This is a genomic window from Streptomyces niger, assembly GCF_000718305.1.
Classification (GTDB): domain Bacteria; phylum Actinomycetota; class Actinomycetes; order Streptomycetales; family Streptomycetaceae; genus Streptomyces; species Streptomyces niger.
Genome location: NZ_JOFQ01000001.1, coordinates 678,430 through 690,725 on the forward strand (window position 1 = coordinate 678,430; position 12,296 = coordinate 690,725).

The window sequence follows — 12,296 nt, forward strand, 5'->3', positions numbered from 1 at the left end:
CGCACGGAGCGGATCGTGCGCTACGTGCTGATGCTCGCCGTGCTGGCGATCTCCGTCGGCCCCTTCCTGTGGCAGCTGTCCACCTCGCTCAAGGGTCCGGCCGAGAACATCTACCCCTCGCCGCCCTCCTTCGTCCCGCACGACCCGACCCTCGCCAACTACGCCGAGGTGGCCCGCATCATTCCGGTGTGGGACTACGCGCTGAACTCGCTGAAGGTGGCCGCCGCCAACGTCCTCACCAACTGCGTCGGCGCCTCGCTCGCCGGCTACGCGCTGGCCAGGCTGCGCTTCCGCGGCCGTACCGCGGCCGGCCTGGTCTTCGTCGCCGCGCTGCTCGTCCCACTGGAGTCGATCATCATCGCGCAGTTCACCACCATGCGTGACCTGGGCCTGAACAACACCCTGGTGGCCGTCGTCCTGCCGGGCAGCGTCGGCGCGCTCAACGTGCTGCTGATGCGCAACGCGTTCCGCGCGCTGCCGTACGAGGTCGAGGAGGCGGCCGTCGTGGACGGCGCCAACGTCTGGCAGCGCTTCCTGCGCATCGCACTGCCGTCGGTGAAAGGCACCCTCGCGGTCGTCGCGATCTTCGCGTTCATGGGTGCCTGGGACGACTTCCTCTGGCCGCTCATCGTCCTCTCCGACCCGGACCACTTCACCCTCACCGTCGGCCTGAACTTCCTGCACGGCACCTTCGCCGACAAGCCCCGCGTGGTCGCGGCCGGCACGGTCATCGCGGTCGCGCCGCTCATCGTGATGTTCGCCTGCCTCCAGCGGTACTTCTTCCGCGGCGTCGGCGAGGGCGCGGTCAAGGGCTGACCCACCACCGAAGGAACAGGACCCCTGCCTATGCCCCCCTTGCGCTTCGGCGTGAACTACACGCCGACCCGCGGCTGGTTCCACCACTGGCTCGACTTCGACCTGGACGAGGTGCGGAGCGATCTGGACTCCATCGCCGCGCTCGGCCTGGACCACATCCGCGTCTTCCCGTTGTGGCCGCTCTTCCAGCCCAACCGCACCCTGATCCGCCCGCGCGCGGTGGACCAGCTGGTCGCCCTCGCCGACGCGGCCGCCGAGCGCGGCCTGGACGTCGCCGTCGACGGCCTCCAGGGCCACCTGTCCAGCTTCGACTTCGTGCCCGCCTGGACCACCACCTGGCACCGCCGGAACCTCTTCACCGACCCGGACGTGCTGGACGGGCAGGCCGCGTACCTGCAGACACTCGCCGCCGCCCTCGCCGACCGGCCCAACTTCCTCGGCATGACGCTCGGCAACGAGACCAACCAGTTCTCCGGCGACCCGCACCCCGACCCCGACCGCATCACCCCCGCGCAGGCCACCGCCTGGCTGGAACGGATGCTCGCCGCCTGCGAACGCGGCGCACCGGGCCGACTGCATCTGCACGCCTCCTACGACGCGGCCTGGTACCTCGACGACCACCCGTTCACCCCGGCCCACTCCGCCACGCTCGGCGCGCTGACCGCCGTGCACGCGTGGGTGTTCAACGGCACGGCGCAACGCTACGGCCGGGAGTCCACCGCCACCGCGCAGCACGCCGCGTACCTCGTCGAGCTGTCCAAGGCCTGGGCGGAGGACCCGGCCCGGCCGGTGTGGCTCCAGGAGGTCGGCGCGCCCGCGCCGCACATCCCCGCCGAGCACGCCCCCGCGTTCGTGCGCGAGACCGTGCGGGCCGCGCTGGACTGCCCGGACCTGTGGGGCATCACGTGGTGGTGCTCGCACGACGTGGACCGGGCGCTGGCCGACTTCCCCGAGCTGGAGTACAGCCTCGGGCTGCTGACGAACGACCGGCGGGTCAAGCCGGTCGGCGAGGCGTTCGCCGAGGCCGTCCGCGCATTCCGGGCGGAGCCGCGTACCGCCGCGCCGCGCACCCTCGCGCTGGCCGTCGAGAGCGGCACCCCGTGCGCCCCCGGCGGCCCGGTCTTCGAGGCGTGGATGCGGCTCGCGGAGCGCGGCCTGCGACCGGCCTGCGTTCGGCGCGAACGGGCTGCGGACAGCGCGTACTTGAAGGACCGCGGCATCGCGGAAGTGATCCAGCCCCACGAGGCGTGAAGGAGCCGTACCGCCATGCACGACCACCGCACCACCACCGAAGCCCGACTGAAGCGGGTGCTCGAAGAGCGCCTGTGGCCCGCCGTGTACCCGGAGTCGGTGCCGCTGACCGTCGGCGTGTGGCACGCGCCCGGCGAGCCGGTGCCGGTCGCCGAGGGCATCGCCGCACCGCGCACCCCCATCGAGCCCGGCGCGCCCTGGGGCCCGCCGTGGGGCACCAGCTGGTTCACGGTCGGCGGCACCGTCCCCGCGGAGTGGGCGGGCCGCACCGTCGAGGCCCTGCTGGACCTGGGCTTCGACGAGAACATGCCGGGCTTCCAGTGCGAGGGCCTGGTCTACCGCCCGGACGGCTCGCCCGTGAAGGGCCTCAACCCGCGCAACCAGTGGGTACGCATCGGGGCGCCCGTCCGCGGCGGTGAGGACGTGCAGCTGCACATCGAGGCGTCCGCCAACCCCGTCATCCTGGACTACCACCCCTTCCTCCCCACCGAGCTGGGCGACCGGGAGACGGCCGGTGACGTGCCGCAGTACAAGCTGGCACGGATGGATCTGGCCGTCTTCGACCACACCGTGTGGGAGCTGGCGCACGACCTCGAAGTACTGGGCCAGCTGATGGCCGAGCTGGGCGAGGACACGGCGCGCCGCTGGGAGATCCTGCGGGCGGTGGAGCGGGCCCTGGACGCGGTGGATCTCCAGGACATCGGCGGGACCGCGGCCCGCGCCCGGGAGCGGTTGACGGAGGTGCTGTCCGCGCCCGCCCATGCCTCGGCACACCGGATCAGCGCGGTCGGCCACGCGCACATCGACTCGGCGTGGCTGTGGCCGCTGCGCGAGACGGTGCGGAAGGTGGCGCGTACGGCGTCCAACATGACCGCACTGTTGGAAGACGAGCCGGACTTCGTGTACGCGATGTCGCAGGCGCAGCAGTACGCGTGGCTGAAGGAGCACCGGCCCGAGGTGTACGCGCGGGTGAAGAAGGCGGTGGCGGACGGCCGGTTCGTGCCGGTGGGCGGGATGTGGGTGGAGTCGGACACCAACATGCCGGGGTCCGAGGCGCTGGCCCGGCAGTTCGTGCACGGCAAGCGGTTCTTCCTGGAGGAGTTCGGGGTCGAGACGGAGGAGGTCTGGCTGCCGGACACCTTCGGGTACTCCGCGGCCCTCCCCCAGCTCGTGCGGCACGCGGGCGCGAAGTGGTTCCTGACCCAGAAGATCTCCTGGTCCCGGACCAACTCCTTCCCGCACCACACCTTCTGGTGGGAGGGCCTGAACGGCACCCGCGTCTTCACGCACTTCCCGCCGATGGACACCTACAACGCGCAGCTGTCGGGCAAGGAGGTCGCGCACGCGGCCCGCAACTTCCGCGAGAAGGGCGCGGCGACCCGGTCGCTGGCGCCGACCGGCTGGGGCGACGGGGGCGGCGGCACCACCCGCGACATGCTGGCGCGGGCCAGGAGGCTGGGTGACCTGGAGGGCTCGTCCCGGGTCAGGTTCGAGAAGCCGGCCGACTTCTTCGCGAAGGCGGCGGCGGAGTATCCGGACGCGCCGGTGTGGACCGGTGAGCTGTACCTGGAGCTGCACCGCGCGACGCTGACCAGCCAGGTCCGTACGAAGCAGGGCAACCGGCGGAGCGAGCACCTGCTGTACGAGGCGGAGCTGTGGTCGGCGACGGCGGCGGTGCGCGCCGGATTCCCGTATCCCTACGAGCAGTTGGACCGGCTGTGGAAGGAGGTGCTGCTGCACCAGTTCCACGACATCCTGCCGGGTACGTCCATCGCGTGGGTGCACCGGGAGGCGGCCGAGCGGTACGCGCGCATCGCGGCCGAGCTGGAGGAGCTGATCGGCGCCGCACAGCGGGCGCTGGCGGGCGACCCGGCGGCGGGCGCGACGCTGGTGTTCAACGCGGCGCCGCACGGCCGCGCGGGCGTGCCGGCACGCGGCGCGCGGCCCGAGCCGGCGGCACCGAACGGCACCGGTTGCGTGCCCCGCGCGGGCGGCGGCTACGTTCTGGACAACGGGCTGCTGCGGGCCGAGATCGACGGCCGGGGCCTGCTGGTATCGCTGTACGACCTGCGGGCCGCGCGGGAGACCCTCGCCCCGGGCAAGGCGGCCAACCTGCTCCAGCTGCACCAGGACTTCCCGACGATGTGGGACGCCTGGGACGTGGACGAGTTCTACCGCAACACGGTGACGGACCTGACCGAGGCCGATGAGGTGACGGCGGTCGACGGCGGCACGGCCGGGGCCGTACGCGTGCGTCGTACGTTCGGTGCCTCGTCCGTCACGCAGGTGCTGACGCTGCCGCCGGGCGCGGCGCGGCTGGAGATCGCCACGGAGGTGGACTGGCACGAGAGGGAGAAGTTCCTCAAGGCGGCCTTCCCCCTCGATGTGCACGCCGACCGGGTCGCGGCGGAGACCCAGTTCGGGCACCTGTACCGGCCCACGCACACCAACACCAGCTGGGACGCGGCGAAGTTCGAGGCGTGCGCGCACCGGTTCGTGCACGTCGAGGAGGTGGGCTGGGGTGTGGCGCTGGTGACGGACTCGACGTACGGGTACGACGCCTCGCGCGCCGCCCGCGAGACGGGCCGTGGCACCACCACGACCGTACGGCTGTCGCTGCTGCGGGCGCCGCGCTTCCCCGACCCCCGTACCGACCAGGGCGTGCACCGCTTCCGCTGCGCGCTGGTGCCGGGCGCGGGCGTCGGCGACGCGGTGCGCGAGGGCTGGGCGCTGAACCTGCCGGAGCGGCGGGTGGCGGGCACCGCGGCGGCGGTCGAGCCGCTCGTGTCGGTGGCCGACGAGGCCGTGACCGTGACCGCGGTGAAGCTCGCGGACGACGGCAGCGGGGATGTGGTGGTGCGGCTGCACGAGGCCCGCGGCGGACGCGTCCGCACCCGGCTGGCCTGCGGCTTCCCGGTGGCTTCCGTGGTCCGGTGCGACCTGCTGGAACGGCCGGTCGGGGGCGGAGAGGAACACACCGACGACGGGCTCGGCCTGACTCTGCACCCCTTCGAGATCGTCACACTGCGGCTGGGCCGCCGGGCCGGCTGATCCGGAGGAGGCGGCTCACTCGCCGTACACGTACGGCGTGGTGGTCGTCAGCGGGGCGAAGCCGAGGCGCTGGAGGATGGGGCGGCTCTGGTCGGAGGCGTCGACCTGGAGGTAGCGGTGCCCGCGGGCCGCGGCGATGCGGGCGCGGTGGGCGACCAGGGCGCGGTACAGGCCGCGGCCGCGCCATTCCGGGAGGGTGCCGCCGCCCCAGAGCGAGGCGAACGGGGCGTCCGGCGGCAGGTCCGCGCGGGCCGCGCTCACCGGGGTGTCGCCGGCCATCGCGACCACCGCCGCCACCGTCTCCGGTGCCTCGGCGAGCCGGTCGAGGAGCTGGGTGCGGAACCGGGCCCGGCCGGGGCCGAAGACCTGTGCGTGGACGGCGACCATGAGGTCCACGCCGGCGGGGCCGGTGACCGGTTCCAGCCGGATGCCGTCCGGGAGGTCGGCGGCGGTGGGCAGGGTCGCGGTCTCGGCGACCATCAGGGTCTCCTCGTCCTCGGGTGTGAAGCCGGCAGCCCGCAGCCGCTCGGCGAGGCAGGCCGGGCGGTCGTGCGCGTGCAGCTTCCACTCGAAGGCGCGGCCGAGCGCGGTGAAGTGCGCGATCTGGGCGGTGATCGCGGCGTCCGCGGTGCCGCTGGTGAGGTCCGACCAGAGCACACCGTGCCAGCCGTCCGCGGCGTCGGCGGTCTGCCGGACGACCCCGTCCACCCGCTCGATCCGGACCCCTGGGCCATCGGGCCGGGCTTCCTGCCGCATGCGCCGGTCGTACTCCGCGAGCACCGCTTCATGATTCATCCGGATACTTCAGCAGGGAGTGTGCTTCCGGACAACCGAATTTGCGCCCCGCAAGGGGTGGTTGCGGAGGTGCGGGCGGGTAGGGAGTCTGCGATCCGCTCCTCCCACGTGGTGCGAAGCGGCCGGTTCGCCGATTCGCACCATCTCGGTTGCAGGTTTAGGTTTGCCTAACCTAACGTAACGACGCGTGGTGAGACCGAACCACCTGCCACCGAAGCCCCGTTGGCCGGCGCCCACCGCAGCGCACGCACCACCCCGGACCGGAAGGGGCCCTTTCATGCGGATGCACCTGCTCGCCCTGAACCCCACCGACTCGGTCACCGACGGCTTCCTGCCCGCCGCCGCCCGGCTCGGCCTCGACGTCACCGTCCTGACGGACCGCCCCGCGGCCCACCGCGCGAAGTACCCGGACACCGAGCTCGTCGAGTGCGACGTCCACGACGTCCGTGCGGTCATCGGCCGGATCGCCGCGCACGGCCCCGGTGACGCGGTCTTCACCAACAGCGACCACCTGCAGACCCAGGCCGCACTGGCCGCCGAGTTCTTCGGGCTGCCCGGCAAGGACTGGCGCGCCGCACTGCGCACCAAGGACAAGGCCGAGATGCGCCGCCACCTCGCCGCCACCGGCCTCGACACCGTACGCACCGCACAGCTCCTGCCCGACGAGGCCCCGGAGACTCTGGCCGCCGCCGGCCTGCCGTACCCCTGTGTCGTCAAGCCCCGCGAGGGAGTGGCCAGCGAGGACGTCGTACTGGTGGAAGGCCCCGGCGAACTGGTCCGGCGCGTCCAGGAGATACGGTCCCGGCGCCCGGACGCCGCGCTGGTCGCCGAGGAGTACCTGCCCGGCGAGCTGCACACCCTGGAGACGCTCGGCGACGGCCGGACCCTGCACCTGCTCGGCGGCTTCCACACCACCGTCTCTCCTCCCCCGGCCTTCGTCGAGGAGCAACACGCGTTCGTCGCCGGCCACCCGGCACCCGTCGCGGCGCAGGTGCTGGCCCAGCTCGACGCGCTCGGCGTGGGGTTCGGCGCCTGCCACACCGAGTTCATGGTCCACGAGGGCCGGGCCCGGCTCGTCGAGGTCAACTACCGTGCCATCGGCGACCAGTGCGACCTGCTGCTGGCCGAGCTGCTGGACATCCCGCTCTTCGAGCACATCCTCCGCGCCCATCTCGGCGAGCCGCTGCCCGCCGACCTCAATGCGCGCCGGGACGGCGCCGCGCGGGTGCGGTTCGCGCTCGCCGACCGGGCCGGCACGCTCACCGCGGCCCCCGCCGCACAGGACCGCACGGTCGACGGCGTCCGCCTCACCTACCGCCCGCTCCGCGCGGTCGGCACCACGCACCCGCACCACCGCACCAACCGCGACTACCTCGGCGTCCTACGGGCCACCGGCCGCGACCAGCGGAGCGTCGACCGGGCGGCGGAGGAGTTCTTCGCCACGGAGCGCTGGGAGATCACCCGGTGACCGCCGCGACCGCGACCCTTGCCGGGCCCTGGACGGACCGGGCGCCGGAGGAAAGCGCGCTGCTGGTACGCGTGTTGAGCGCACTGCTGCGGGAGGACGTGGTCGGCCTGCGGACCCGCGGCGCCGTGCTGCCCCGTCCGGACGGACCATGGCTGCGGCTGCCTGCCGGTGCCGCCGGTGCGCTGCTTTTGCCGCTGGCCCCCGACGGCTATCAGGCCGGGTACGCGGCGCGACTGCCGCTGCTCGTCCGCGAGTCCGACGGCGCCCGGCTGACCGGCCTGGACGACGTCCTCACCGCGCTGCGGGCGCTCGCCGACCCGCGCGACCGGGACGGCTTCGACGCGTTCGCGACGGAGTGCCGGCAGACCCTGGCGACGCTGCGGCTGCACACCGCCACGCACGACGAAGTGACCACCGCGCTGGCGGGCCGGTACGGTCCGGACCCCGCCCGCTGGACGGGCCTTGCCGCCGGGCTCGCGTACGACGCACTCGCCGCCCGTCTCGACCACCCGGTGTACCCGACCTCACGCGGGCGCACCGGCCTGGACGAGGCACAACTACGGGCGTACGCGCCGGAGTTCCAGCCACGGTTCGCACTCCGATGGCTGCTGCTGCCGCGTGCCGCGGTCACGAGGGCCGGCGACCCGGACGAGCCCGGCCGGGAGACACTCGCCGACACCGCTGAACCGGGCGCCGAGCACGTTGCCTTACCCGTCCACCCGTTGACGGTCGGCGGCCCGCTGGACTCCGCACTGCGGGAGGCGGGACTGGCCGGGGAGGCGGTGCTGTCCGCGCGTCCGGGACCGGCCGTCGTGCCGACCCTGTCGATGCGTACCGTGGCGACGGCCGCCGACCCGCGGCTGCACCTCAAACTCCCCCTCGCCACCGCGACGCTCGGGCTGCGCAACCGGCGGACCATCAAGCCGGGCACGCTGGCCGACGGGGCGGCGGGCCAGCGGCTCCTGGAGACGGTCCTCACCCGCGAGCCACGGTTCCGGGCCTCGGTGCTGCAGGCCGACGAGACCGGGTACGCGCACGCCGGGCACGAGCTGCTGGCCGTACTGTATCGCCGCTACCCGCCCGGGCTGGACGGCAGCGCCGTCGTCCCGCTGGCCGCGCTGCTCGCCCCGGCGCCCGGCGGCCGGCTGGTGATCGACCACCTCGCCGACCGGTTCTACGGCGGCGACCCGCTCGCCCTGCTCGACGCCTTCCTGACCCTGCTGTTCGACTGGCAGGCCACGCTCTTCGGCTACGGCATCGGCCTCGAATCCCACCAGCAGAACGTCTCGCTGGTGCTGGACCGGCCGGCGGCGGCCGGGACCCGGCTACGGCTGCTGTTCAAGGACAACGACGGGCCGCGGATCAACACCGTACGGCTGCGGGAGCGGCTGGGGCGGGCCGCGCCGGGCCCGGCGGTCTTCGCCGACCGGCGGACCTGCGGCGACAGCGACGGCCCTGTGGCCGATGTGTTCACCACCATCACCGTCCACCTGTGCGCCGGTTCCTACGCCTTCAGGCTGGCACGACACGGCCGGGCGCCGCTGGACCGGCTGCTGGAACTGGTCCGCGACCGCCTCACCGAAGCCGTCGAGCGGCTCGGCACCCGCCCCGGCGAACCCGGCGCCGTGCTCCGCGGCCGACTGCTGGACGCCCCGCGGCTGCCTATCAAGGCCATGGTGAGCGCCGGCACGCTGCTGTCGAAGGAACGCTCGGGCGCGGCCGACATCAACAAGCACTACACCACCGGCCCCAACTACCTCCTGCCGACGGCGCGCGCCCGGTGAGCGCCGCCGCACCGCGCAGCCCCCGCCCGGCCGCCGCGGCTCCCCCTCCCCACCGACGTCTTCCCGTTACTCGCAGGAGCCCCCGATGCCCCCGCTGACCAACCCCGCAACCGACCGGGTCGCAGCACCCACCGCAGCGCCCACCGGGCTGCCCACCGCCGACGACGCCGTGGCCCACACGCTGCTCAACTGCCTGCTCCGCGAGGTCGCGGGCCCCGAGCACCAGACCGCCGTCGACCGGGGACACCTGCTGCTGCGACTGCCCCGCCGCGGGATCCGGCTGCGTGTCGCGCTGCGCCGCACGTCGCTGATCGGCGCGCACCGCTTCACCGGTCCGGTCGCCGAGCGGGACGGGGACGGCTGGACGGAGATCGACTGGCGGCGGCTGGCCGAGCTCGTGCACGCGGAGCTGACCCTGCGGACCGGCGTCACCAACGACGAGTTCCTGACCCAGGTCGGCGCCGGCCACCGGGCGACCGCGGCGGCCCTGGCCGCCCGCGCGGACGGCCCCCTCGCCGGTACCGACGCCGTCCGGTACGGCACCGGCGACTGGCACGACGTCTATCTCGCCTCCGAGCGGTCGCTCGTCCTCGGCCACCGCTTCCACCCCACCCCCAAGGCCCGCACCGGCGACCCGGAGGCCTGGCAGCAGTACGCGCCCGAGACCGGCGCCGCCTTCCCGCTGCTGCTCCTCGCCGTCCGTGCACACCTCGTCGCGGAGGAGACCGTCGCACCGGACGCCGCCGCACCGCTGGACGCGTCCCCCGTGCCGGTCCCCGACGGGTTCCGGCTGCTCCCCGTACACCCCTGGCAGTACGAGCTGCTGCGCGACCACCCGGGGCTCCGGGCCGCGCTGGCCCGGGACGACATCCGCGTCCTGGGCACCGGCGACGTGCCCTACGCGGCGACCGCCTCGGTCCGCACCCTCTACACGCCCGACGCCTTCCTGAAGTTCAGCCTCAACGTCCGCATCACCAACTGCCTTCGGAAGAACGCCCGTTATGAGCTGTCCGGCGCGGTGGCCCTCACCCGGCTGCTAGCCCCCGTCCTGGACGACCTGGCCGCCCGCTTCCCCGGCTGTGCCGTGCTCCGCGAACCCGCGTACCGCAGCCTCGCCGTACCCGGCCCCGACGGCACCCCCGACACCGCGCTGCTCGAAGGGTTCGGGGTGATCGTCCGCGAGGGGCTGTCCCGGCGCCTGCGGCCCGGCGCCACGCCGCTGCTCGCCGCCGCCGTCGCCGACGAGTACCCGGCAGGCCCCGCGCACCTCTCCCGGTTGCCCGCCGGCGCCGACCGGGCCACCGCACTGAAGTGGTGGGCGGCCTACCTCGATCTGCTCGTCCCGCCGGTGCTGGCCGCCTACTTCGACCACGGCCTGGTCTTCGAACCGCACCTGCAGAACGTGCTGATCTGCGTCGGCGGCGACGGCATGCCCGCGCAGGTGCTCCTCCGCGACCTGGAAGGCACCAAGCTCGTCGGCGAACGCCACGCGGACACCCTCGCCGCCCTGCCCGCCGAGGTCGCCGGGTCCCTGGCGTACGACGCGCAGCGCGGCTGGGACCGCGTGGTGTACTGCCTGCTCGTCAACCACGTCGCCGAACTCCTCGCCGCCCTCGCCGACCGCCACCCCGACATCGAGGCCGAACTGTGGCGCGAGGTACGCCGCACCCTCCGCCGCCACGCCGACCGGTACGGCTGCCCGCCGCGGCTGGCCGCGCTGCTCGCCGGCGTACCCTTGCCCGCCAAGGCCAACCTGCTCACCCGCTGGGCACGCAAGCCCGACCGCGCGGCCGGCTACGTCCCGCTGCCCTCCCCGCTCGCCGAGTCCGTCCTGTCCGCCACCTCCAGGGCCAGCCGATGACCGATCCCACCTCCGCCGTCCGCGCGCGCATCCGCACCCTGCGCCCCGCGGACCTCCCCGCGTACTGCTACGACCTGTCGGCCCTCCGCGACCATGCCGACCGGGTGCGGGCCGCCCTGCCGGACCGCGTCGAGCTGTACTACGCCGCCAAGGCCAACCCCGCACCGGAGATCCTGGCGGCGCTGCGCCCGTACGTGCACGGCTACGAGGTCTCCTCCGGCGGCGAACTCGCGCACGTGCGCCAGGCCGAGCCCGGGCACCCGCTGGCGTTCGGCGGCCCCGGCAAGACCTCCGCGGAGCTGGCCGCGGCGCTGGCCGCCGGCGTCGAGCGGTACCACGTGGAGAGCACCCACGAACTGCACCTGCTCGCCGCGCTGGCGGCACACCACGCGCCCGGCCGCCGGATCGCCGTCCTGCCGCGCTTCAACCTGCCCGGTCCCGGCGGCGCCCTGGACGGCAGCGCGCTCGCCATGGGCGGCCGCCCCACGCCCTTCGGCCTGGACCCCGCGGAAGCCGACCGCACCGTACGGCTGCTCACCGACGAGACCTACCCGCAGCTCGAACTCCGCGGCATACACGCCCACTTGGCGAGCGGTCTGGACGCGCCGGCCCAGCTCGCCGTGGCCGACTCCGTGCTCTCCTGGGCCACCGCGCTGACCGCCCGGCACGGCGTGCCCCTGCACGAAGTGGTCGTCGGCGGCGGCATGGCCGTCGACTACACCGCGCCCGAAGCCCGCTTCGACTGGGCGGAGTACGGCGCGGGCCTGGCCCGGCTCACCGCCGACCACCCCGGCCTGACGCTGCGCATCGAACCCGGCCGGGCCCTCACGGCGTACTGCGGCTGGTACGTCACCGAGGTACTGGACGTGAAGCGCAGCCACGGCGAGGAGTTCGCCGTCCTCCGGGGCGGCACCCACCACCTGCGCACCCCCGTCACCAAGGGCCACGACCAGCCCTGCACGGTGCTGCGCAGCGACGCGCCGTGGCCGCACCCCTGGCCCCGCCCGGCGGCCCGCGGCGGCCGGGTGACGCTCACGGGCCAGCTGTGCACGCCCAAGGACGTACTCGCCCGCAACGTACCGGCGGCCGGACTGCGGGCGGGCGACCGGGTGGTGTTCGGGATGGCCGGGGCCTACGCCTGGAACATCTCGCACCACGACTTCCTCATGCACCCGCGCCCCGGCTTCCACTTCCTGGGCGCGCCCGAAGCAGGCTGAGGCCGGCCGGTACCGGCGTCCAGTGGGGGGTGCCCGTCCGGGACCGGGTTCGT

At 74.1% G+C, this 12,296-nt stretch carries 8 protein-coding genes; 7 read left to right on the forward strand and 1 reads right to left on the reverse strand.

Going from position 1 to position 12,296, the window contains the following annotated elements:
• The first annotated feature begins 30 nt into the window (after positions 1 to 30).
• Genes IF20_RS03090 through IF20_RS03100 form a run of 3 tightly spaced genes read left to right on the forward strand, consistent with a single transcriptional unit; the run spans position 31 to position 5,118 of the window.
• A complete protein-coding gene (locus IF20_RS03090; protein WP_110943793.1) occupies positions 31 to 816 on the forward strand; it encodes a carbohydrate ABC transporter permease in 786 nt (261 codons plus the stop codon).
• A gap of 30 nt (positions 817 to 846) precedes the next feature.
• A complete protein-coding gene (locus IF20_RS03095) occupies positions 847 to 2,067 on the forward strand; it encodes a glycoside hydrolase 5 family protein (protein WP_052863302.1) in 1,221 nt (406 codons plus the stop codon).
• 15 nt (positions 2,068 to 2,082) lie between these two features.
• The gene (locus IF20_RS03100) at positions 2,083 to 5,118 is read left to right on the forward strand and encodes an alpha-mannosidase (protein WP_052863303.1); all 3,036 of its coding nucleotides are present in this window, start codon (positions 2,083 to 2,085) and stop codon (positions 5,116 to 5,118) included.
• 15 nt (positions 5,119 to 5,133) lie between these two features.
• On the opposite strand, the gene IF20_RS03105 is transcribed toward IF20_RS03100, so the two are convergent.
• On the reverse strand, positions 5,134 to 5,913 hold the full coding sequence (locus tag IF20_RS03105; protein ID WP_052863304.1) for a GNAT family N-acetyltransferase: 780 nt from the start codon (positions 5,911 to 5,913) through the stop codon (positions 5,134 to 5,136).
• Between the two features lie 277 nt (positions 5,914 to 6,190).
• Between IF20_RS03105 and IF20_RS03110 the strand changes: the two genes are divergently transcribed.
• The 4 genes from IF20_RS03110 (at position 6,191) to IF20_RS03125 (ending at position 12,243) form a co-directional block, all read left to right on the forward strand.
• On the forward strand, positions 6,191 to 7,381 hold the full coding sequence (locus IF20_RS03110) for an ATP-grasp domain-containing protein (RefSeq protein WP_052863305.1): 1,191 nt from the start codon (positions 6,191 to 6,193) through the stop codon (positions 7,379 to 7,381).
• Positions 7,378 to 9,165, forward strand: a complete 1,788-nt coding sequence (locus IF20_RS03115) for an IucA/IucC family protein (RefSeq protein ID WP_052863306.1) — start codon at positions 7,378 to 7,380, stop codon at positions 9,163 to 9,165. Before IF20_RS03110 ends, IF20_RS03115 begins: the two co-directional genes overlap by 4 nt.
• A gap of 85 nt (positions 9,166 to 9,250) precedes the next feature.
• Positions 9,251 to 11,026, forward strand: a complete 1,776-nt coding sequence (locus IF20_RS03120; protein ID WP_052863307.1) for an IucA/IucC family protein — start codon at positions 9,251 to 9,253, stop codon at positions 11,024 to 11,026.
• Complete coding sequence (locus IF20_RS03125) at positions 11,023 to 12,243, forward strand: type III PLP-dependent enzyme (RefSeq protein ID WP_052863308.1); 1,221 nt, start codon at positions 11,023 to 11,025, stop codon at positions 12,241 to 12,243. The genes IF20_RS03120 and IF20_RS03125 overlap by 4 nt, the downstream gene beginning before the upstream one ends.
• Positions 12,244 to 12,296: the final 53 nt, after the last annotated feature.

Coding starts and splice junctions, on each gene's coding strand:
- IF20_RS03100 (WP_052863303.1), top strand. CDS start 2,083: ATGCACGACCACCGCACCACCACCGAAGCCCGACTGAAGCGGGTGCTC.
- IF20_RS03110 (WP_052863305.1), top strand. CDS start 6,191: ATGCGGATGCACCTGCTCGCCCTGAACCCCACCGACTCGGTCACCGAC.
- IF20_RS03095 (WP_052863302.1), top strand. CDS start 847: ATGCCCCCCTTGCGCTTCGGCGTGAACTACACGCCGACCCGCGGCTGG.
- IF20_RS03125 (WP_052863308.1), top strand. CDS start 11,023: ATGACCGATCCCACCTCCGCCGTCCGCGCGCGCATCCGCACCCTGCGC.
- IF20_RS03090 (WP_110943793.1), top strand. CDS start 31: ATGCTCGCCGTGCTGGCGATCTCCGTCGGCCCCTTCCTGTGGCAGCTG.
- IF20_RS03120 (WP_052863307.1), top strand. CDS start 9,251: ATGCCCCCGCTGACCAACCCCGCAACCGACCGGGTCGCAGCACCCACC.
- IF20_RS03105 (WP_052863304.1), bottom strand. CDS start 5,913: ATGAATCATGAAGCGGTGCTCGCGGAGTACGACCGGCGCATGCGGCAG.